General features: G+C 40.8%; 14 protein-coding genes and 2 pseudogenes. 7 read left to right on the top strand and 9 right to left on the bottom strand.

All coding sequences use genetic code 11. From position 1 onward, the window contains the following. Positions 1-137: 137 nt before the first annotated feature. From ACFTRD_RS15225 to ACFTRD_RS15215, 3 genes are all read left to right on the top strand, one after another. Entirely contained in the window at positions 138-2,438 is a 2,301-nt protein-coding gene (locus tag ACFTRD_RS15225) for a helix-turn-helix domain-containing protein (protein ID WP_379381490.1), read from the top strand. 23 nt (positions 2,439-2,461) lie between these two features. After that, the gene (locus ACFTRD_RS15220; protein WP_379381488.1) at positions 2,462-4,111 is read left to right on the top strand and encodes an extracellular solute-binding protein; all 1,650 of its coding nucleotides are present in this window, start codon (positions 2,462-2,464) and stop codon (positions 4,109-4,111) included. A gap of 195 nt (positions 4,112-4,306) precedes the next feature. Then, positions 4,307-6,973, top strand: coding sequence for a discoidin domain-containing protein (locus ACFTRD_RS15215; RefSeq protein ID WP_379381486.1), 2,667 nt, complete (start codon positions 4,307-4,309; stop codon positions 6,971-6,973). An 830-nt stretch (positions 6,974-7,803) separates the two neighbouring features. On the opposite strand, the gene ACFTRD_RS15210 is transcribed toward ACFTRD_RS15215, so the two are convergent. The 3 genes from ACFTRD_RS15210 to ACFTRD_RS15200 all read right to left on the bottom strand — a co-directional run bounded on the left by ACFTRD_RS15210 (position 7,804) and on the right by ACFTRD_RS15200 (position 10,005). After that, complete coding sequence (locus tag ACFTRD_RS15210; RefSeq protein ID WP_379383055.1) at positions 7,804-8,280, bottom strand: HD domain-containing protein; 477 nt, start codon at positions 8,278-8,280, stop codon at positions 7,804-7,806. Continuing rightward, complete coding sequence (locus ACFTRD_RS15205; RefSeq protein WP_379381484.1) at positions 8,231-8,401, bottom strand: hypothetical protein; 171 nt, start codon at positions 8,399-8,401, stop codon at positions 8,231-8,233. The genes ACFTRD_RS15210 and ACFTRD_RS15205 overlap by 50 nt, the downstream gene beginning before the upstream one ends. Before the next feature lie 164 nt (positions 8,402-8,565). Next, on the bottom strand, positions 8,566-10,005 hold the full coding sequence (locus tag ACFTRD_RS15200; RefSeq protein ID WP_379381482.1) for a pyridoxal phosphate-dependent decarboxylase family protein: 1,440 nt from the start codon (positions 10,003-10,005) through the stop codon (positions 8,566-8,568). Positions 10,006-10,134: 129 nt separating this feature from the next. Here ACFTRD_RS15200 and ACFTRD_RS15195 point away from each other — a divergent pair, with 129 nt between their 5' ends. Then, positions 10,135-11,052 (top strand): LysR family transcriptional regulator, encoded by a 918-nt coding sequence (locus ACFTRD_RS15195; RefSeq protein WP_379381480.1) that lies wholly within the window; start codon positions 10,135-10,137, stop codon positions 11,050-11,052. Between the two features lie 287 nt (positions 11,053-11,339). Here ACFTRD_RS15195 and ACFTRD_RS15190 read toward each other — a convergent pair. Together ACFTRD_RS15190 and ACFTRD_RS15185 are read right to left on the bottom strand one after the other, a co-directional pair. Then, a pseudogene (locus tag ACFTRD_RS15190) lies at positions 11,340-12,308 on the bottom strand (pyrimidine-nucleoside phosphorylase); the annotation flags it as partial. 294 nt (positions 12,309-12,602) lie between these two features. Next, entirely contained in the window at positions 12,603-12,932 is a 330-nt protein-coding gene (locus tag ACFTRD_RS15185) for a nucleoside triphosphate pyrophosphohydrolase family protein (RefSeq protein WP_379381478.1), read from the bottom strand. 361 nt (positions 12,933-13,293) lie between these two features. Between ACFTRD_RS15185 and ACFTRD_RS15180 the strand changes: the two genes are divergently transcribed. Both ACFTRD_RS15180 and thyA read left to right on the top strand, forming a co-directional pair. Further along, positions 13,294-14,214: an EamA family transporter gene (locus ACFTRD_RS15180; RefSeq protein ID WP_379381476.1), complete on the top strand. Its 921-nt coding sequence runs from the start codon at positions 13,294-13,296 to the stop codon at positions 14,212-14,214. An 84-nt stretch (positions 14,215-14,298) separates the two neighbouring features. After that, positions 14,299-15,093 carry a thymidylate synthase gene (gene thyA / locus ACFTRD_RS15175; RefSeq protein ID WP_379381474.1) on the top strand — a complete coding sequence of 265 codons (795 nt, stop codon included), beginning with the start codon at positions 14,299-14,301 and terminating at the stop codon, positions 15,091-15,093. Between the two features lie 765 nt (positions 15,094-15,858). Here thyA and ACFTRD_RS15170 read toward each other — a convergent pair. Both ACFTRD_RS15170 and ACFTRD_RS15165 read right to left on the bottom strand, forming a co-directional pair. Then, a complete protein-coding gene (locus ACFTRD_RS15170; protein ID WP_379381472.1) occupies positions 15,859-16,440 on the bottom strand; it encodes a hypothetical protein in 582 nt (193 codons plus the stop codon). Positions 16,441-17,795: 1,355 nt separating this feature from the next. After that, on the bottom strand, positions 17,796-18,725 hold the full coding sequence (locus ACFTRD_RS15165) for a zinc-binding dehydrogenase (RefSeq protein ID WP_379381471.1): 930 nt from the start codon (positions 18,723-18,725) through the stop codon (positions 17,796-17,798). A 114-nt stretch (positions 18,726-18,839) separates the two neighbouring features. Here ACFTRD_RS15165 and ACFTRD_RS15160 point away from each other — a divergent pair, with 114 nt between their 5' ends. Then, the gene (locus ACFTRD_RS15160; RefSeq protein WP_379381469.1) at positions 18,840-19,757 is read left to right on the top strand and encodes an MmyB family transcriptional regulator; all 918 of its coding nucleotides are present in this window, start codon (positions 18,840-18,842) and stop codon (positions 19,755-19,757) included. Between the two features lie 170 nt (positions 19,758-19,927). Here ACFTRD_RS15160 and ACFTRD_RS15155 read toward each other — a convergent pair. Beyond that, a pseudogene (locus ACFTRD_RS15155) lies at positions 19,928-20,158 on the bottom strand (ATP-binding cassette domain-containing protein); the annotation flags it as partial. 616 nt (positions 20,159-20,774) lie between these two features. Beyond that, positions 20,775-21,218: an ASCH domain-containing protein gene (locus ACFTRD_RS15150; RefSeq protein WP_024630087.1), complete on the bottom strand. Its 444-nt coding sequence runs from the start codon at positions 21,216-21,218 to the stop codon at positions 20,775-20,777. Positions 21,219-21,881 lie beyond the last annotated feature (663 nt).

Here is a 21,881-nt window from a genome sequence, read left to right as displayed (position 1 = left end):
ACTTTTTATCTATATCCCAATCGCGCTCTTGCCGTTATAATAAATTCCTGATCCAAACATCGATAATCTACGAAGAGTTGGGTGATGATCTGTTGCTAAACATTCGATATTTGTGGCAAAAACGAGAAAGCATCATTATGACCTGGCTTGTCTCATACAGTGCTGTTTTGATTGTGCCGATCCTGATCAGTCTGGTTATTTACATGCAAGCGAATGAGACATTGAAGAGTGAAATACATCGAGCCAACGATTCCTTATTGAAGCAGATGCGATATACGATTGATACACAAGTTGATCTTATGAAACGGTTAAACATGGAGATGACGTGGAGCCCGAATCTGCAAACCTTGATGTATTCCAATCAGCCGGCCAAAGAGGCCCCGTATACGGCTTACCAGCTGGTGAAGGAACTTCGTCTCTATAAAACATCATACGCGTCCATCGATGAATTTTACGTCGTGTGGAAAAAAGACCAATCCATTCTCCGTTCAGGCAATATCCGGGATATGCGTACGGCATTTCATACCCTACATAATACAGGTGCAATGTCTTTTGAAGCGTGGCGGGATCAAATCCTGGGTGCAGAAACGAATCAATTCGTCATTCTGCCACATCAGAATGCCGCTCCGGACGAGTCTTCCATTGCGTACATTACACGTCTGCCTGATGATTTGAATGGTCAGGAGACGGGTACGGTTGTCGTCATGGCGGATACGCGAAGATTCCAGGAAGCGATTGAGAGCATTTCAGGTTTTAGTGATGCCACGCTGCTGATTCTGAACCAGAATAACGAGATTCTGATGAGCAATCGTCCCGGATCGGAGGAATTAAAGCCATTCATGGATGGCAATCAGGTCCAGTTGGATAATGCGACGGTAGGCAAGTCAGAGATGTTTTACATGGACTCCGCGGTATCCGATCTGAAGTACGCATTGATTATTCCCAGCAGTCTGTATTGGGAAAAGGCAGTATATGTCCGCAATTTTACGTATATCAGCATCGTAGTGAGTCTCATAAGTGCGGGTGTATTGACCTGGTTCTTCATGCGCCGGAATTACTCCCCAATCCAACAGCTCGTGGAATCACTAAAAGATAAAAATAGTCAGAATGAACCTGCTGATCGGAATGAACTTCGGTTTATTCAGAAGGTCATCATGAACACACGTTCAGAAAAGAATGAGATTGCCCAGCAGTTGCAGAAACATCAGCAGGTGCTGCGCTCCAACATGATTAATCGGCTTCTGAAAGGCAAACAGGATACGCTTGTGCCTTATGAAGATGCATTCCGTTCCTTCCATATGCCGCTGTATTCAAGTGAATTTGCTGTGATCCTATTCGTAATCGAAAATGAAGAAAATCTGTATGGAAAGCTGCCGGGAATTGATATCAACGAACGAAACAAACTAATCCATCTCATTATTTCCAATGTGGTTGAAGAACTGGCTTCAGAGCGTCAGCACGTCGGATATGTGGCTGAAGTTGATGATATGATGGTCTGCCTTATAAATATGAAAGCGGATTCTTCGGATTGGAACCAGGATCTTCATCATATTGCGGCAGAAGCGCAGCGCTTCCTGGAACGTTATGATATGGAATTGACGATTTCCATCAGCGGACGCCATACGTCGTGGATTGGCATCGCCGAAGCATACCAGGAAGCAGTAGACGCGATGGAATACAAAATGGTGCTTGGCAAGAAAGGCATCATTACCTATGGGGATGTACGCAGCGATGCGATGGCGGATGACCCGTTTGGCTACTATTATCCGCTTCAGGTGGAACAGCAGCTTCTTAATTTCATCAAAGCGGGAGATACCGACCAGGCCAGTGCTTATATGAACGAGATTACAGAGCGAAATTTTGATAAACCGATTATGTCACTCACACTTGCACGTTGCCTGATTTTTAACCTGGTAGGTACAATGATAAAGGCTATCAATGATCTGGGGGACAGGGATAACCATACGCTAACCCAATACCCGCATCGGATTGAGGACATTATTGCCGGGGATACCATCCAGGAGATGCAGGAGGCATTGCAGGACTTGCTTGAGGAGGTATGTTCCTATGCCGCTGACAAGCGCGCAACGAATGTATCACAAGAACGTGAGGATTCCCTGCGTCATCTCAGTACCCAAGTCACACAGTATATTGAGAGTAACTATACAGACGTGAATTTGAACGTCAACGCGATTGGTGAGCATTTTGAGCTTAAGGGCAGTTACTTGTCCAAACTCTTCAAGAATCAGACTGGTGAGGGTCTGCTGGACTGTATTCATAAGTGTCGTATCCGACAGGCTAAAGAAATGATTGAGCATAAACAGGAATCCATTACAGAAATATCCCGATTGGTCGGGTATAACGATGCAGCAACTTTCATCCGGGTATTCAAGAAATATGAAGGCATTACCCCCGGTAAATATAAAGAAATCAGTTGATTGATTTGAAAGGAGACCGGAACATGAACGTAAAAAGGAAGTTGGCATTCATAGCAAAGTTGACAGGATTCATCCTATTGCTTGGCATGCTGACTGCTTGCGATCAGAACGGGACAGATTCGGATGCCAAGCTGGATGAACGTTCCGGCTCATCAGATTACCAGACCGTCTCAATTGCTTCACCCAATGACGATGGGAAATTAACCTACTGGGCAGAATTGAATGGCAATGCAGCAAGCATTAAGTCCAGCTTCAATGAAGTTCCTTTTTTTCAGGAGTGGCAGCGGAGAACCGGAGTCAACCTTCAATTCATCCGGCCTCCCGCCAATCAGGCCAAAGAAGCGATTAATGTGCTGCTTACGTCCGGAGAACTGCCGGATATGATTGAATACGAGTGGAGCAATTATCCCGGTGGGCCGGAGAAAGCGATTAAAGACGGATATATTCTGCGATTAAACGATGTTATTGATCAATACGCACCTCATCTGAAACAGTACCTAACCGAGCATCCGGACATTGATATGCAGATTCGTACAGCCAGCGGAAGTTATTACGCGTTTCCTTTTATTCAGGGAGATGATAAGCTGCGAACCTATCAGGGCCCAATTATCCGAAAAGACTGGCTAGATGAGCTTGGACTTGAGGTGCCAACCACGATCGATGAATGGCATACGGTGCTTCAGGCATTTAAGGATAAAAAGGGGGCTGACGCCCCACTTACTTTCCTCGGTGTTCCTAATCCGTTGTTTGGTATTGAAGGCGGCGGTTTTATTGGCGCTTTTGGCATTAAAAAGGGGTTCTTCGTGGAAGATGGCCAAATTAAGTTTGGGGCACAGGAACCTGAATATAAGGCTTTTCTGTCTTTGTTTCGTGAATGGTATGCGGAAGGGCTGATTGACAAGAATCTGGCTGCCGTCGATTCGGAGACTCAGGATACCAACATGACAACAGGACGCAGCGGAGCGAGTATCTGGAACGCAGGTGCGGGGATCGGCACATGGTTACCCATCTTGCAGGAGGAAGATTCTGATGCTGGTCTAGTTCCAGCCCCATATCCCGTCATGAATAAGGGAGATTGCCCGAAATTCGGTCAACTCGCTCCGGCTATCGGTTCCAGTGGAGTCGCCATTTCCAGTAACAGCCGTCATGTAGAGGAAGCAGCACGGATGCTGGATTACGGGTATGGGCCTGAGGGGCATTTGCTGTTTAACTTTGGCATCGAAGGTGTCAGTTTTGAGATGCAGAACGGGTATCCGACGTATACGGAAACGATTTTGAAAAACCCGGACAAGTGGTCGCCAGCGCAAGCGCTTGCGATGTACACCAGAGCGAGCTATTTCGGTCCATTTGTGCAGGATACGCGATATATGGAGCAATATTATAGCTTGCCGGAGCAGAAAGAGGCGGTGCAGTTATGGTCCGGCACGGATGCAGTTCTGCATCAGGTGCCAACACTGCCCAAAACGGAGAAGGAAAGCACCGAAATGTCAGTCATCATGCAGGAAGTGAACAAAGTGGTGGATGAAATGTCGCTTAAAATCATTTTTGGTATTGAACCGGTGGATGCTTTCGATACGTATGTCGAGCAAATTAAGTCATTACAGATTGATCGTGCAATTGAGATTCAGCAGCAGGCGTTAGAGCGATATAATCGCGCTGTATCCTCTAAATAAATCCTTATATTGTATAAAATAGGCATTGAAGTGTCGTTTTTGTTGATGTAATTTCGTTCCCTCGTGCTCTACAATCGGTTATGACATGCTGAGATGGCATGCACATGACTCTTGCTTGAGCAGGATCGGAGGTGACTATAGGGTTTCCTGAAACCGCTCACATACTCTGATATCCAAAAGGAGGAGAACGAAAGCATGCGTAGAAAGTGGCCTTTTTTATTGTTGGCATTTACGTTGGCTGTTGGATTGTCTGTACCCGGAACCCATGAGGTTCGAGCTTCAGAGGGTGAACCACAGCCATCTATTAATCGTACCGATGGGCATCTGTCTCTCGGTACGGATGGCAGAAGCAGACTTTATCCAAACGATTGGTATCCAGGATTTAAAGATGAGCAGGGAAGGTTTCTGCATGACTTTTCGTATGCCGGTTATCGGCGCGGGGAAACTGAACTACCTAAAGCCCCTAAAAACAATCGTATTGACGTTACGAAAGCACCGTATTTTGCCGATCCTTCAGGGAGCCGAGATGCAACGCAGGCTATTCAAAAGGCAATTGATGCTGCAGTGACGCGGGGTGGCGGTGTTGTGTATCTCCCAAAGGGTACATATCAGGTTAACCCTCAGGACGGCAAGGATTATTCATTGAACATTCCTGCTAGTCATGTGGTCCTGAAAGGTGACGGGATGAACAAGACTCATATCTATAATGCACAGCAAAATATGAAAAACAAGGATATTATCCGGATCGGGAGCGGAGACTGGAAGAAATCCGGAATTTCTACGAAGCTTCGCAAATCTGTTACCGATCCAACCGTCCTGCTGCCCGTTGAGGATACAAGCGGGTTTGCGGTGAACGATTACGTCGTCATTTCATTCGAAACGACGCCTGGTTTCTTGCGTGAGCTTGGCATGCAAAACAAGTGGTCGTCACGTCTCGGTAAAGTAGAACCGTTATTTTATCGCCAAATCGTGGGCGTAGATCCGGAGAATAACACGATCACGCTAGACATTCCGACGCGTTATCCAATGAAGCTGCGCGATGATATTACGATTAGTCAGACCGCAGATCCAATTGTCGAAGTAGGTTTGGAAGATTTCTCGATTGCAAACATTCAAAATGCGAAGTCGGGTCTTGGTGAAGATGACTTCAAAGTCGTTGGAACTGCTGGGTATGAAGCCGATAATGCTAAAGCGGTCAATGTGATTGCAGTGGCGAACAGCTGGATTCGAAATATTAACACCTATAAACCAGCTGGCAATACAGATTATCATCTGTTGTCTAAGGGTATTATTCTGGATCGTACGAAGAACGTCACAGTGGATCATGTAACCATGCAGTACCCGCAGTATCGTGGAGCGAACGGAAACGGTTATTTATATCAATTTATAGGCAATGATAATCTCATTAAGAATAGTAAGGCTATCGGAGCTAGACATAGCTTCACATATGCCAACTTCTCTGCGAACGGGAATGTGCTGCAAGGTTCGTATTCTGAGAAACCTTCATTATTAACTGATTTTCATATGTACTTGAGCATGGCGAACCTGATCGACAACCTGGTGGTTAACGGGGATGGGATCTCTGCCATTACACGGGATTATGGATCATCAGAAACGAATCGTCATGGGGTGGTCACCACTGAAAGTGTGTTCTGGAATACAACCGGTCAGGCGGCACACCCTAGTAAATCAGGCGTTATTGTAGAATCGGAACAATTCGGAAATGGTTATGTCATTGGAACAAAAGGAAAAGACACCGGTGTGAACGTTAACATTGTGGGTTCCATTCCGGATGCGAATACGCAGCCATTTGATATGGCGGAAGGCATTGGGGAGGGCGATCGTTTATCCCCGCAAAGTTTATATCAGGATCAGAGTAAAAAGCGTATCAAAGATGTTCATCTGGGGCTTCAATCTCTGTTGGTCAATGGTGAAGCCATAGTGGGCATGCAGTTCTTAAGAACGGATTACGTTCATATTTTGCCTTATGGCACAACCGAAACGCCGATCATCTCTGCAAAAGCTTTTGCGAAGGATGCCAAGGTTAAAATTAAGCAACCGCAAGGAACCAATGGAACTGGAGAGATCACTGTATCGTATCGGGGTCATACCCAGAACGTGCGAGTGAATTTTAAGGTAGCGGATACACCGGTACTACCAGAGAATATTTCCATAAGTCCCAATAAAGCAGTACCCGGCTGGAGAGTCGCAGGTAATGCGATCAGCGCAGGCGCGAGCGGGGAATTATCCTCATTTCTAACATTAGATAATGGTGAGATCGTAAACATTGCAGAATTGGATGTTCCTGTCACGTACACTTCAAGTGATGAGACGATCGGATATACAGAGGGAACTACATTTCATGCCGTTAAAGCGGGGATTGTGGACGTCGTCGTTAGTTGTATCTTTAATGGAGTAACTGTCGAGGCTCGTGAGAAATTTGAAGTCAAAGAGCCTATGGCCGAACCTGAAGGACCGTTCTCTAACGTAACCAAGGTTATGGCAAGTGCAGACGATGGCAATCTGCCGATTTATACGATTGACCGTGATCCAGATTCCAGATGGTCCGCTGATGGCAAGGGGCAATACCTGCAGTTGGAGCTTGAACAACAGACCGAAGTAGGGCAAGTAAGCATTCAATTCTATAATGGTCATACGAGGTCCAATTATTTCGATTTGGAAGTATCAACGGATGGTATTAATTACCAAAAAGTTTTGAGTGAAGTGGCCAGCCAAAAACAGGCTGCTTATGAAACATTTGAATTTGAACCGGTTCAGGCCAAATTCATTCGTTATGTTGGGCAAGGAAACGAATTAAATACCTGGAACAGCATTATTGAATTTTGGGTACACGGGAATTAAATTAAAATGACGTAGGATAAAATCAGAAGAAATTCGTAGGATACAATCTGAAGATGTATCAAATATAATATGCGCTCATAATAAAGCTGGGTGCATATTATATTTGGATAACAACTGAGTTGTATGATACGACAATCAGAATGTGTGTAAGATCACATATTTATCCATACGAAATTAAAAATATATCGAGGTATATAATAATAAAAAGCCACATTTATCCATGTAAGCTGAGCGAGTTGATAAATGATAAAAGAAAAATTCTGTGGATGCAAAGTTTTTAATTAACTGTTTCACAAAACTCGTATTTTGTACATATGTATTCCTTAAAAGACAAGAACAATTTCAATCGGAAATGGGAACATATTGTTCCAAATCCATAGCTTCGCTTGTTATACGAGGTCTACCGCCTCTACCAGCTCAAACATGGTTTTTTGGAGGTCGTTGGAGAACAGTTTTTTGTACGAGGTTTTCTCCCCTAAAGCCGCTGCGTTCTCCCGGCTCCCCTCATCGTAAAACGACCACAAAAAAAAAGGCCAACCAGTAATTACTGTCTAACAGCTCTAGTCATCCTTAATTTGAGGTTTGAGTTATACGTCCAATGCCTCATGAAAAGCCATCACATTGTAGTTTGCAGATAGCGTTAATACATAATCAGTCTTGAAACACAGTAATGAGTTGAACGCCCCTGTTTTCATGTTTGCTTCTTCCAAGGGTTCAACCCATCAAACTAACAATCGTTACCCAGTCCAGACTATCCTTGCGCTTTTAGCAAAAGCAAAAGCCCTTTAATCTTTAAACACCAACACACAGACTCCTTTCCAAGACTACATTTATTCCGAGAGAACTTGGGATGCTGGCTTCGCCAAAATCCCTTGATCGACAGAATCCTGAACAATCTCCTTTACGTATGCCCACAACGTCTCGGAGCCTCTCTCGATTTCACATGTTCTATTCAGTACCTGTTCGCTAGTAATGTTGTTCTTCACCCAGGTATCTCCTTTATTCTGATGATTATGAATAACTGGTTGCATACGATCCAGTGATGAAGCAAAGGCAGCTTCCGGTGTTTCTTTTGCTTCAAACTCTAACCATAGGTTCATTAATTCTTCAGCCTGAGCCTGTGGCAATAGGCCAAACAATCGGTTGGCGGCCTGAATTTCCCGCTCATATTTATCCGTATAGCCCACCGTATCATATGCAAATGTATCTCCCGCATCGATCTCTACCAGATCGTGAACTAGTAACATCTTCATTACTTTAAGCAGATCCACATTCTGATTCGCGTGACCTTGCAAGATCAAAGCCATCATAGCGAGATGCCAGGAATGCTTCACGTCGATCACCATGAATAATTCGGGTCTGCCGTTCAACCGCCTTCAATTTATCAATCTCAATTAGAAATTGCATTTGCTGCTGTAATTCGTTCATATCCATTCTCCTTCAAATAAAAAAATACAATCAATTATCACGATAGATGATACAATACATACTGTAATCAAAATTGAAAACCATTTCTACACGCTCTGCCTATCAGGCATATGATTCCAAGTTTTTTTCTAGATCTGATCCGGATTCAGCCTCCACAACACATCTTAAGAAATGAACATTCCTTCCAAAACGGCTTCCTCAAAAAAGTGATTTAGCAATTTAACTGTGCCTCGAATATCCATCTCAGTCGTGCCTGGATGAAGCGCACAAATACGCAGTACTTTTTTACCATTCAACTCTGTAGTGAAGATGCCGGCATATCCACTATCAAGAATTTTATATGAAATAATTTGATTCAACTCATCCTTTTGGTCTTCTGTCATGTTAAGAGGATTATAACGAAAATTAACTATAGACATATGCGCCGCGGATACGATTTCCACCTCAGCATTTTTTCTCAACTCATCTTCTGCCCATTTCGCAAGCTGAAATCCGTGTTCTATGGCATTACTAATCCCATCGCTCCCCATAACCTGTAAGGTAAACCACAACTTAAGGCCACGTGTAGGCCTAGTCAATTCAATACCATAATCCCAAGGATTGAAACTATCGTCTTCCGTTTTCAAATCCTTTAAATACTCTGGTTGTACATTAAAACTATTAAACAGATGTTTATTATTTTTTACTAAAACCATCCCGCATGCATAAGTTTGGAATAGCCACTTATGAGCATCCCAGCTGATACTATCTGAAAGTTCTATTCCTTTAAGTAGATGCTTATGCGTTTTATTTAATAGAACTGAAGCACCGAAAGCGCCATCCACATGCATCCACATCCCATAACGCTGGCATAATAATGAAATTACTTCAAATGGGTCAACACTTCCTGTATTGGTTGTACCTGCGCTCGCGATAACAATGAAAGGAACAAGCCCATCTCTTATATCTTTTTGAACAAGGTCTTCCAGATGCTTTGCACTCATTTTAAAATCTGAATCAACAGCTACTTTCCTAATTCTACTGTCTGGTATCCCAATAATACGTAGTCCCTTTGCTACAGAGCTATGTGTTTGATCAGACACATACGCCACTCCCAGATGTTGTGTTTTTTCATCAAGGACTTCATCTCTGGCAGCAGTCATTGCTGTGAGATTAGCCATTGAACCTCCAGATACAAACAACCCTCCGGAGTTTTCATTAAAGCCAGCTTGTTCGCAAAGCCATTTTATTAGTCCCTGTTCAATACTGTTTGCAGCAGGACTACTCATCCAACTACCAGCATGACGATTAAAAGCTGCAGTCATAACATCCCCAAGCCAAGAAATCATAGAAGCTGGTCCAGGTACAAAACCTAGATATCTGGGATGATTTACGGAGTAGCCGTATTGATAAACATCTTCAACCATTTCGTTTACAACAGTTTTAATATCTCGCCCCTGGGTTGGTATACCTATCTCCCTTAACTGTTTTAATTTATTTTTATCTATCTCACAGTTAACTTTGTTTTTAGAAAGATCGCGATGATAGGAGAAGAAATAATTGATAAACTCCTCAGTAGCCTTTTCTATTTCGTTATTTGTTGAGAATCCTTGTGCAATCATCATGTTCACCTCAAAATTTATATCAACCTATTAAGTCTTGATTTTCTCTAACAAGTATATTAACTTAAATCTAAGCATTAATAAAATTCATAAATTTAATGATTCAATTAAAAATACTAATAGGTGATTACAATGGAAATAAAGAATATCTTAACTTTTCTCAAAGTGGCAGAACTGAAGAGTTTTACAAAAGCAGCAGAGAAACTTGGTTATTCTCAATCGGCGATCACGATTCAAATTCAACAGTTAGAGAAGGAACTAGAAACTCAACTATTTGAACGAGTTGGCAGAGGTATTGCTCTTACAGAACAAGGCAGAACTTTTATCTTTCATGCGAATGAAATTATTCGTTCGACTAAAAGAGCTATCGAATCTACTAAATCTACATCAGATAAAAAAAATGAAACAATCACAGGTACATTACGCATTGGAAGTGTAGAATCTATATCCACGTCCGTTTTGCCGGACATTTTGTTGAGTTATAACAATTTGTATCCTGAAGTAGAAATTGTAGTAACCACTGCTGGAAGCGAGTATCATATCGATTTAGTCAGAAACAACACAATAGACTTGTTTTTTACCTTAGAAAAGAAAATAAATTTCCCAGGCATGAAAAGAACGGTCTTTTCAGAAGAAGAAATTATATTTGTAGCTTCACCTTCCATAACTTCTTCTCTTGATAAAATCGTCAACTTAGAAGATTTGGTAGAAATGAGTTTCCTTTTAACAGAACAGGGAGCTAGCTACCGTGACGAATTGGACAGACTATTAGCCGACAGGGACTTAGAAATCAAACCAATACTGGAGATCGGAAACACAGAAACAATTATTAATCTTGTTAAAAAAAATATGGGAGTCTCTTTTTTGCCATTATTTTCAGCAAAAGATTCAATTAATAGCGGTACGCTTGTAGAAATTAAAACAACTATTCCTGCAATTAATGTAACCACCCAAATGTTTTATCACAAAAACAAATGGATTACACCACAAATGGAGGCTTTTCTCTTTGTAGCTGAAGATTTCTTCAAAACAAAACATACTAGACACTAATCCAAATGTTAGATTGAAGATATTTACCTAAAACTTTTCATAATTGTTCAAACTTAAATCTGCTCTACTGTATTTGTATCTTGAGACTAATTAGGCGATTTCCCCTGTAAATCATTTCTCTTGAATCTCCGTATTCATCTCTAATTTCCTATGATAAAAAGCACAAAATCTAAATACAGCGATACCATGTCTAGTTCAGTGCTCTATTATGATGATTCAATTATTTAATGATAAAACAACTTTTCAGGCTTTCACTTTATTTTTCTTCAATACTTATGAAATAATGAAACGTAAGATGCATCTCCCCCTTGATTAGCAAGGAACAGTTTAAACTTCTCTAAGGCTTTACCATTTTTCATTACAATTTCAAGCTTTTCTTTTGCATCTTCCAGTGAATCAGCTTTACCAGCTAAGAACACCATTTGACTACCTAATGCCAAACAAAGTTCCTCTAAATCCTTCGGACCCTTACCTTGTAACGTAAGAATAGCCTCTTTCACTTCCAAAGAGTTCCCAATTGCTTTACCCAGTGGTTGAGACATATCAGAGATTAGCGCCATTGTTTTACGACCTAAATTATTTCCGATATCAACCATGGCGCGTGCAAGTTCCCTTGCCTCCTCCACTGTCTTCATAAAGGCACCAGCCCCGGTTTTGACATCCAAAACGATAGCATCAGCACCAGCAGCAATTTTTTTACTCATGATTGAACTGGCAATTAAAGGTACCGAGTTAACAGTCGCTGTAACATCACGAAGAGCATAAAGTTTTTTGTCTGCTGGAGTGAGATTACCACTTTGACCAATGACCGCTATTTTATTTTCATTTACGAGCTTAAAGAATTGTTCTTTTTCGAGTTCCACATGAAAGCCAGGAACAGATTCTAATTTATCGGAAGTACCACCTGTATGACCAAGGCCACGTCCTGTTATTTTGGCAACTGGAACGTCTAATGCAGCTACTAGTGGAGCCAACACTAGTGTGGTTGTATCTCCAACCCCACCAGTCGAATGTTTATCCACCTTTATACCTTCGATCTCTGATAAGTCAATTGTATCACCGGAATTAGCCATAGCCATGGTTAGATCGGCACGTTCCTTATTAGTCATATTTTTGAAGTAGATCGCCATTGCTAAAGCACTAACTTGATAGTCAGGTATTTCTGCATTTGTGTACCCCTGAATAACAAAGTTGATCTCTTCCGTTGACAATTCTTTTCCGTTACGTTTGTTCTCAATTATATCTACCATTCTCATATCATAATCTCTCCTTGAGTGTATTTTTTCGGTGTAGAGAAAACTCCCCCTGAATAAAGAATTTCAAATTTGATAATGCCTACACTAGCGTGAACATATGTAAAAATCAATTTGAACTTTTGTTCAAGGTCCAGATCGAACCATCTTTTCTTATAAGTAGATATTGAATTTTTTTTATTTTCTACACCTTAAATCGCTCTGATTTTTTCTATTAATTCCCTTTTTATTATGTAAAGCATCTATTAAACATAAAAAGCCAAGAGAATGATTTCTCACTCTCTTGGCTTTTATAACTTAAAACTGTTTTCCATGTTTATATGGCCTTGTTTTATTATATTCAATTTTCTCTAGTATGATCTCTTCTAAGTCAATCTTGTAGTATTCACAAATATCAAGAATTCGTATGACCACATCGGCTAACTCTGACGGTACTCCTTCCAGTTTGTTATTTTCACTATAGTAGCTCTCGTTTATTAACCGCCCTTTTCTAACCTCCTCAAGGGCTTCGGATAATTCACTGTGACATAATGCAATTAGTGTGCCAAATTCGCGATTTTCTTCCCACCATCCCTGTTTAATCGCATTATCGTGTATTTCCGTTTGGAGATCTTGTATCCTTTTCAATAAAAATCATTCCTTTCTGGATATGGATATTAGTATGTTAATGTGAAATTCTAATTTTTTGTTTACTAGAAGTCAACTATGAAAAACAAGCTACTTTGCAACAAATGGTAGTTGACAGGGTTCATATTAAATTTTATACTGATCTGAAATATTGTTCAAACGCAATGAAATAAAATTCAAAGATGAACGGTCACACACATTAGACCTTCACGGCTGTGGATTTTTATAGGGAGATCACCCTCTCTATTTTCGCCACACAACTGTCTTTGGCAGTTGTGTGGCTTTTTTGTTCCACAAATTCTTTTTGTATCTTAAGACTAAGCGTCTAAATAACGTTTACATAAAAAGGAGACACAACGAAATGAAATTATGGCAATATGCATTAATTGTTTTTTTAGGGGGGTGTAGTTATGGAATATTATCAACATTCGTCAAAACTGCATACTCAGTAGGTTTCACAAGTGCAGAAGTAATAGGAGCACAATTCCTGTTTGGGGTGGTTTTTAATTGGTTCTTAGTATTATTTGTAAAGAAGAAAAGAAAAATAAATAATGTGCCAATTTTAAAATTAATACTAGCCGGAATTCCCTTTGGTCTTGCAGGAATGTTGTACTATCAATCACTTCAGACTCTCAATGCTTCTTTTGCAATTATTCTATTGTTTCAGTTTGTTTGGATTGGAACAATTTTCGAATGGCTATTCCATAAGAAAAAGCCTACAACAGGAAAATTAATCTCTATCGTTGTCTTACTTATAGGGTCTCTGCTAGCAGCTAATGTTTTATCACAACAAAAAGTATCCCTTTCTTGGATTGGTATAACATGGGGACTTTTAGCAGCTATATCATTTGCCTTGTTTATTTTCTTGAGTAGTTCTATTGGGAAAAATACACCTCCTATCTTAAAAAGTTCTTTATTATCATCAGGTGGATTCATTGTAGTTTTGTTCATTTCCCCACCAACCTTCATTTTTAATGTTGATGTGCTAACTAGACTTCTGCCTTATGGATTGGTGCTAGGTATTTTCGGGGTGGTCTTACCTCCACTCCTCTTTTCAATAGGGTTACCTCACTTAGGAGCAGGACTTGGAACAATTATGACAGCTTCCGAGTTACCCATGGCAGTTGTTATGTCTTCCGTATTCTTGTCCGAAAAAGTGACATGGATGCAATGGCTTGGTGTTATTATAATTTTGGTAGGAATTGGGTCAAGTAATATCAAATTAAAAAATAATAATAAAGTCGATTCAACTAAGATAAATATCCAAAATGAGTCGACTTGAGGGTTTAGAATTACTATAGTCGTCACCAAACGTTAATTTGACGCTGTTCTTTTTTTGGAAGACGGTATATGAGGTGTAAAACACATGAAAAATTATTTAGAACTACTACAGGATGTACTTCAAAATGGAGTGTATAAAGAAGATCGAACAGGTACAGGTACTTTGTCTGTTTTTGGACGCCAATTAAGGTTTAACCTTAATGATGGTTTTCCCTTGGTTACTACTAAACGCGTTCACCTGAAATCAGTGATTCATGAGTTACTTTGGTTTCTTAAAGGTGATACTAACATCCGTTATCTCAAAGACAACGGTGTAAAAATTTGGGATGAGTGGGCTGATGAGCATGGAGATTTGGGTCCAGTATATGGATCTCAATGGCGATCATGGGAGACACCAAGCGGAGAAAAGATCGATCAAATACAGTCAGTTATCGAAACAATACAAGAAAATCCAGACTCCCGAAGACTTTTAGTTAATGCATGGAATGTTTCAGAAATTGAGAATATGAAATTACCACCTTGTCATTTTGTTTTTCAATTTTATGTTTCCGATGGTAAATTATCATGCATGTTGACTATGCGTTCTGTGGACACATTTCTCGGGCTACCATTTAACATTGCCAGCTATGCATTATTAACTCATATGGTCGCCCAGCAGTGCGACCTCGACGTTGGTGAGTTCATTTGGTCAGCTGGCGATGTACACATATATTCAAATCATTTAGAGCAAGTCAAAACGCAACTACAACGGGAGCCGTACTCATTACCTAAGCTGATAATTAAGAGGAAACCGAAATCAATCTTTGATTATACATTTGACGACTTTGAATTTGAGGACTATCAACATCATCCTGGAATTAAAGCACCTGTTGCAATTTGATTATAAATAGCTTAGATGATTTAGAATATTGTTTGGAATATAACATGGAGCTCTCTTTCTCACAACCATGCATTTTTTATCACCTACATGATACTAAATAATTAGAAATGGAACCAAGTTTTTGTCCTGTGTTCTAGTGACTTGAACTTGGTTCCTAAAACAATTCACAATAACATCACTTATGGTGATGCTACCAAGAGCAAAACAACCCCCCCGCTTAAAAACCCATAATAACTTAGGTTAAAATTATTTATAATATCCATTTGCATCCATCACCTGATAATAACTGTAGCCTGATCCAAAAGACCAAGCGGAGATGAAGAGGCTGAATTGTGACAATTGCAGACTTGGCCACTGTCATAAGCAAAACAAGTGTAATAACATGAACGTTACATACTGATTCACTTTAAACTTTTATCTCTTCAGCAACAGCTCTGTCACTGCTTTTGCATATATGCCATATTAGGAATATTGTAAAAATGCAAATTAGAGTCTCGAGATGTTTTTAACTAGCCTGCCCGTTAGTTTGTTGTATGAATTTATGGGCGAGGTGGCAATTAGCTATATGTCTAACCGGCAATAGGAACATGTTCTTGTCCATTCCGGTAATCGGTACAAGTTCTTGTCCTTGGCTTGGGACAAGAACTTGTACCGATAAAATAAAAAAGCCGCTAAAATAGCGATTTCAATGGGAACATGTTCTTGTCCCTCGACATTTTTCTATAATAGCTAAAATAACGACGAACAAAGTAATATTATGTTTTTTCATTGTTGGCTTTCTCCATAAATAATCTCATTAATTTGATCCCAATCATTCTTGGTTAGAAATGCTTCCCCAAAAGGAATGAATGCAGTCTCACCGATAGCTCCTGAAGTTAAAGCAACATCGATTTTCTTAGTTTCAGGTTCAAATCTAATACTCAAGACTGCTTCTTCTTCGTTAATCTTGTTCTTTAATTGAACTGAAACACTCCCGATGTATACTGTTCGATCATCATATTTCACTTCTCGGAATACATCTTGACCTGTAAAATTGAAAAACTGTTTTTCTTCTTTCAATTTCAACTTTCCAGAAATGTTCCCATTATAGAATGTCATCTCAGGAGAGATTTCTTCGTTTTTTTGAAGTTCAACATCTAAAACAAGTTGTGATTGTTTTTGTTTACCGAATTTCTTGTTGTTTTCAACAGTCAGACTATTTTCTTTAAACTGCTCTAATAGTTCATCATTTGACTTAATATTAAATTTGTATGTGTTGTTGTTTTTGTTTCCTGTAAACCCCGTAGAAATCAGAACAATAGCGAAAAGAGCAATCACTATTCCAAAAATGATCTGTTTCTTTTTCATTTCTAAATCCACCTCATGTTATTTTGTATAGTAAGGTCTATTATTCATGGTCCGGACAAATGATAATAGCTACACATTAGCGGATAACTCTCCAAGAAAAGAAAGTATTGAATCAAAAACTATATCTTGGAATTATCGCTAAAGTGCATTGATGAGTATATCAGAGACACTCCTTATTTATAAATCATCAATTACTAGTAACACATGATTATTTTTCCATGCGAGCGAAATAAATAATATTGATTGGGGCATTTATAAAGTGGATTAATATCATCAATCCTGATGATTTGTCAAAAATATATGTATGCTTCCCGTACTCCAAAACTATTTTGGTTTGCTTCTTCATGTTTCACCTTAGCCCTACCTTGATTGAAACTTAATACATCGCCATAATACTATATATTGGGCTAACCTGCCCGTTCTGATGTTCTTGTCCATTTCGGCAAACGGAACAAGTTCTTGTCCTCAACAGTTAGTTTCAGACCGATATTTCTCTTTTTAACACCTAGCCAACTGTCTTTAACCTCTCATCTATTCAGTTGTCACATAACATTGTGACATTTTCATGTATTATGATACTTAATAAAGCTTTAAGTGCATGTGATCAATGTTTAGATGTATATCTAATCGGTAATCGGACTATGTTCTTGTCCTGGCTCGGGACAAGAACTTGTACCGATCATTTCAGTACTTAAACAAGGCTGCTCTTAGTTTAATGAAGACGGTAGCTGATTTTCTGGTACTTACCGTAGTAGTATTATTCAACTTTCCCGCCATTCGCTTAAGTTATCAAACAATTGCTCTCGTTCGGCACCCTCAAAACTTGTTTGAACGTTTAGCAAAATAACTGGAGAATTCACTTTATGCAAGGGAATATCGACTGCAACTTTCAATAAAAGGAGCAGTTACAAAAGTTAACTGTTCCTTGATAAGTATGTTCATTGTGTATTACTACATAATTTTTCCTTATATTGGAATTAAACTCGTGAACCCTCCCATGTCTCACAAAGTCTTCGCTCCCACAATCCTTCATTCACCTGGCCATGAGGTGGAGGTCAGAATATGCTACTCCGTATGTTAAGGCTGTCCAACTCATCCGTGCTGTTGTTGTCATGGTTTCTGCTATTGAAAACTTTTACTTATGCGGCAACCGGTTCACTTGCAAATCAAGGGATACCCACCCGTATCCTGTTCTCGCGAATACAAGGCCTTTCTTCAGGATTCGAAATTCAGCCGCTTAAATAATGCCGTATGTTTTAAAATCAACTTGCTGTATTTGCACTGCTTTCTTAATGTACTTTTCAAAGATACGTACCAGTTCTTCTTGGGGTAGAGGTTTACCACAAGGTTCATATTTAGATCGTAAGTACAGCTTTGCCTGTAAAACGGCGATTGATTAATTGACGAGCCACGGAATCAATCTGCTCCCAGGATTCTTGCACCGCGATACCCGTCTGCAATTTCCCTGCTCCAACCAACCGAGAGAGCATGGCAAGATCTTGCGAAGGAGCATGGCGGTTCATTTCTTCACCGAGAAAAAAGCTATACAACGTCCTTCCGCCTAAACCGAGCATGTGCAAAGAAGAGGTATCTGAAGAAGAGTGACCCAGGGATACGCAGACGCCTTGTGGGATCAACTGTGGGAAAAGAGCCGCGAGTGTATCTCCGCCAACGGAATCGATGATAAAATCATACGGGCCATTCGTGGCGATGGCTTTCGTCACGTCTTTCCCAACAAGGACTTCATCTGCGCCAAAAGCCATAGCTTGCTTGGCCTTGGACTCGGAACGTGCAACGCCGATTGAATAAGCTCCAGATAAGGCACCCAATTGATGAGCGAATGCACCAACCCCTCCGGTTGAACCTGTAATTAACACTCGCTTGCCTAGCAAGAGTCCTCCTTTACGCAAGGCGTATAGAGCCGAGAGGCCGGCAACTGGTAAGACAGCTGCTTGTTCGAAGGTGATCTCGTCTGGAATTTCAGCGAGAGTCAGGGCAGGTACCGCGATTTGCTCCGCCCAGGCTCCCGTTAGCAATAAACCGACTACACGGCTTCCTTTCTTCGGGCCGACCCCGTTTAAGGCCTCCTGGCGTACAACACCGGAGAAATCCCAGCCGGGCCTGCTCGTTTCCTGGCGCTGGATTGCATCGACGACTTCGCCGCGATTAAGCGAGAAGGCTTTAACTTCCACGATGGTCTCCCAAGGTTGAGCTTGCGGTGTTTCGACTTCCTGAATAGTGAATGGATTATTGTTGTGCGGGTTGACAAAAATCGCACGTATCATAATAATTCCCCCTTTTTTCAACGCATGGTGAATTGGTATACTTTGTAGTATATCCGCAGCAATTTCATTTCCCAAGTGCAGAACTACACCTGTTTTTTGAAAGGGGAGAACACCGTGACGACATCGGATCAAGATAGTAGTGCTTCTGAATTAAAGCGTGTAATAGACACGATTGAACGGCTTCGGATACAACGGCAACAGAACCTGGGTAAGATTGCCTCCCGGATCCAGAACATGAAGCGATTTACCCAACAGGAATTGAATGATGAGGCTTGCGGCACATACAAAAACTTGCTGACAGGACGTTCACGGCGCTTGCCTGATCGTCAAACCCTTATGGACATCGCGAATTATTTGAATTGCACAGGCGAAGAACGGAATGATCTGCTTCTATCCGCAGGTTATGTGCCGATTCCCCTTCCCTTATCTGGCCGACAATTGGACCGGGTTCTGGACCAAGCCAGATCCGTGCTGCATCAGTTGCCTTATCCGGGGATGATCGTGACCGATGTGCTGGATATCGTCGGATTTAATGAGGCTTTCTGTAACTTGTTTGGTCTGTCCGATTTCTATTTTGCCTCCAATCCGCCTAATATGATTGATCTTCACTTCAATGAGGATATGCCTATCCGAGCTGCTTCTTCCTTTGACGAGAAGTCGCAGGCCCGCTGGGAATCCCATGGAATTGTTGGCATTCAAGCCTTTAAGAGCCACCACCCAGCTCTATTTGTTGACCCTAAATATGCGCGTTTTCATAGGATGATGGAAAAATATCCAGAGCTGCGCGAGTTTTGGAATAGAGAGGCATGGACGGTTGAGCAGGATTTAAATACGGCGAAACACTTCCTCGCAAGGCAGCCATGCTCAGCGGAACGTAAACCTATACGGTATAACCAACTACACCTTGCTGTGACCTATCAAGCTTACCCACGAATCGAATTCTTTGTACCGGCGGATGAATCCGCACGGCAAGTGTTTGCTGCTTGGGGTTGTGCTACTGATTGCTCATTTAAAAGTTTGCGCTACGTATGATATAAATGGCGATTTGAACATGTGAAACAGTTTGTAGCTTGGGAAGGACAAGTATGAAAGAGGGAAAGGGAACGTACGCATTAGCTCAAGACAAGAATAGATGCAATTCCTAATATATTGAAGGACACAAATAGCAAGCCGTGCAAGTAATGCCGCCAGCTTGGATTATCTGATACTTTATACATGTGTTTTAGCAAGTTAAATGAATCAATTACCGGGAGTTCCCGCCATAATTGAGATCTCTGACCAAAAACAACCCCAATTTGCTTAGAATGTTCTTTTCTATTCTTATGCGGAACAATTCCATTAACTAGGATTTCTCCCTCAGATGGGACTAGTATCCCTGTAAGCATTTTGATGGTGGTTGACTTTCCTGCACCATTTGGACCCAAATATCCTAACGCTTTAAGTGCATGTGATCAATATTTAGATATACATCTAATCGGTAATCGGCATATGTTCTTGTCCATTCCGGCAATCGGTACAAGTTCTTGTCCCTCGACATTTGGTGCTTACTATAAGGTAACTGATGCAAACAAAAAACTTATTTGGTCTTCATTTTAGATATCCCTACCCTAATGAGGTATATCACAAAATAACATATCAATACATTGAGCGTGTAAAGGAGCGTCTGAAACGATACATGTTTGCTTAATACATCCCCATCAAAAAAACCAAGCCCCGAAGGTAAATTAGAGCCGTAAAAATAAAAAAAATCAAGGGGCAATCCTAATTTGTATGTGTAGCCATCAGTTGACGTATAGATCGGTAAAAAAATTGATAAAAGTGGAATTAGTAAACTAATTATCAAAGGGATTATTACAGACTTGTTTATCCCCCTTTTTCCCTCGCTTTTTGTCATTGATTTTCTCCTTTCTGTATCTTTTAATACAATTATATACATTTTATTCCCTAAGTATGGTAAAAATAAAATGTATTCGGTACATGTTCTTGTCCCTCGACATTTTTTTCATGTTAATAATGTCAGAACCCCCATTAATTAATTGTTTACATAGATCATATCATCAACTCTTCGTCTATCGGATATTCCCATAGTCCCAGTTTTCCCTTCACTGGAATATAGGGCTTCAGCAGACGGAAACCCGCTATTTCCCACGCAAAATAACCTGGACTGTAATCGCCTAACAGGAAGTCCTCACCCGACACAACTTTCCCGCAATCCAGAATGGCTGACGTATGATTAGCGTCGATGACTTGATAACAATTTGAAAGCTCGCAAGTTGCAAGGATAACCCCCGTAGGGAGGTTTTGTTCCGTATAGCCATTCTTGGTGAGTAAAGAACGTATGGGTTCATATTTGCAGGCCTGCTTATCGACTTTCTGGCTTGCATGAATGGCCAACGGACCGCGATACCGGGTCTTCCAGGATCTTGTTTCATAGAGAGTCTCGCCTTGGACAAGCAGAGTCGCCCATGGTTGAATCATAGATAATACTTTCATTCCTCTAAGCTCCATTTCTGTTCATAATGAATTACTATTCCCCAAACATTCTCGAGACTTTCCATACCCGCATGATGCGACTCTAGTGTAATTCTTGCTTTGACCACCGAATTCCATCCTCACAGGCCACCCAGTTCTTCAGAGCACAACGGATCAACCAAGGGTTGTTAACCAGTTGCTCAATCAGCAGATAATAGTCAGATGCCATGAGTTGGATCGCCTCGTACCATCTCCTGGTCTCTACCGCCTTAGACCCATGTGTAAGACCTCCATCCCGAAGCTTATTACCGTACTTACCAAGATTTTAATTTTATAATTTAGATATACATCTAAAATAAAAAAGCCGCTAAAATAGCGACTTTAATGGGAACATGTTCTTGTCCCTCGACAGGAGGTTACTAATTTCTTCTCCATAGAGTACATGACCCCACCGTTCCAGGATCATTTGGATATGTATAGTATCCCAAACATTAGTTCCTATATCTATAATTTCGTCTAACTAAACTCATGCGTAATTAAGTTGGTTTGTTCTAAAATCGACACTATATCCATTGTTGAGGTTCCTGTCCGTAAAACCCTGCCAGCGTTCGGGCTATTGCATAAGACAGCTTATACTTAAAAGAAATGATCCTTCGAAAGTCAAAATTCTGAACTTGAGTTGTC

The organism is Paenibacillus sp. NPDC056933 (assembly GCF_042674385.1).
Classification (GTDB): Bacteria; Bacillota; Bacilli; order Paenibacillales; family Paenibacillaceae; genus Paenibacillus.
This window is presented reverse-complemented; position numbering and strand designations above follow the sequence as displayed.

Excerpts from the sequence above, each read along its gene's own strand:
- ACFTRD_RS15225 (WP_379381490.1), top strand. The coding sequence starts at position 138 with ATGACCTGGCTTGTCTCATACAGTGCTGTTTTGATTGTGCCGATCCTG.
- ACFTRD_RS15220 (WP_379381488.1), top strand. The coding sequence starts at position 2,462 with ATGAACGTAAAAAGGAAGTTGGCATTCATAGCAAAGTTGACAGGATTC.
- ACFTRD_RS15215 (WP_379381486.1), top strand. The coding sequence starts at position 4,307 with ATGCGTAGAAAGTGGCCTTTTTTATTGTTGGCATTTACGTTGGCTGTT.
- ACFTRD_RS15210 (WP_379383055.1), bottom strand. The coding sequence starts at position 8,280 with ATGGCTTTGATCTTGCAAGGTCACGCGAATCAGAATGTGGATCTGCTT.
- ACFTRD_RS15205 (WP_379381484.1), bottom strand. The coding sequence starts at position 8,401 with ATGAACGAATTACAGCAGCAAATGCAATTTCTAATTGAGATTGATAAA.
- ACFTRD_RS15200 (WP_379381482.1), bottom strand. The coding sequence starts at position 10,005 with ATGATGATTGCACAAGGATTCTCAACAAATAACGAAATAGAAAAGGCT.
- ACFTRD_RS15195 (WP_379381480.1), top strand. The coding sequence starts at position 10,135 with ATGGAAATAAAGAATATCTTAACTTTTCTCAAAGTGGCAGAACTGAAG.
- ACFTRD_RS15180 (WP_379381476.1), top strand. The coding sequence starts at position 13,294 with ATGAAATTATGGCAATATGCATTAATTGTTTTTTTAGGGGGGTGTAGT.
- thyA (WP_379381474.1), top strand. The coding sequence starts at position 14,299 with ATGAAAAATTATTTAGAACTACTACAGGATGTACTTCAAAATGGAGTG.
- ACFTRD_RS15170 (WP_379381472.1), bottom strand. The coding sequence starts at position 16,440 with ATGAAAAAGAAACAGATCATTTTTGGAATAGTGATTGCTCTTTTCGCT.
- ACFTRD_RS15165 (WP_379381471.1), bottom strand. The coding sequence starts at position 18,725 with ATGATACGTGCGATTTTTGTCAACCCGCACAACAATAATCCATTCACT.
- ACFTRD_RS15150 (WP_024630087.1), bottom strand. The coding sequence starts at position 21,218 with ATGAAAGTATTATCTATGATTCAACCATGGGCGACTCTGCTTGTCCAA.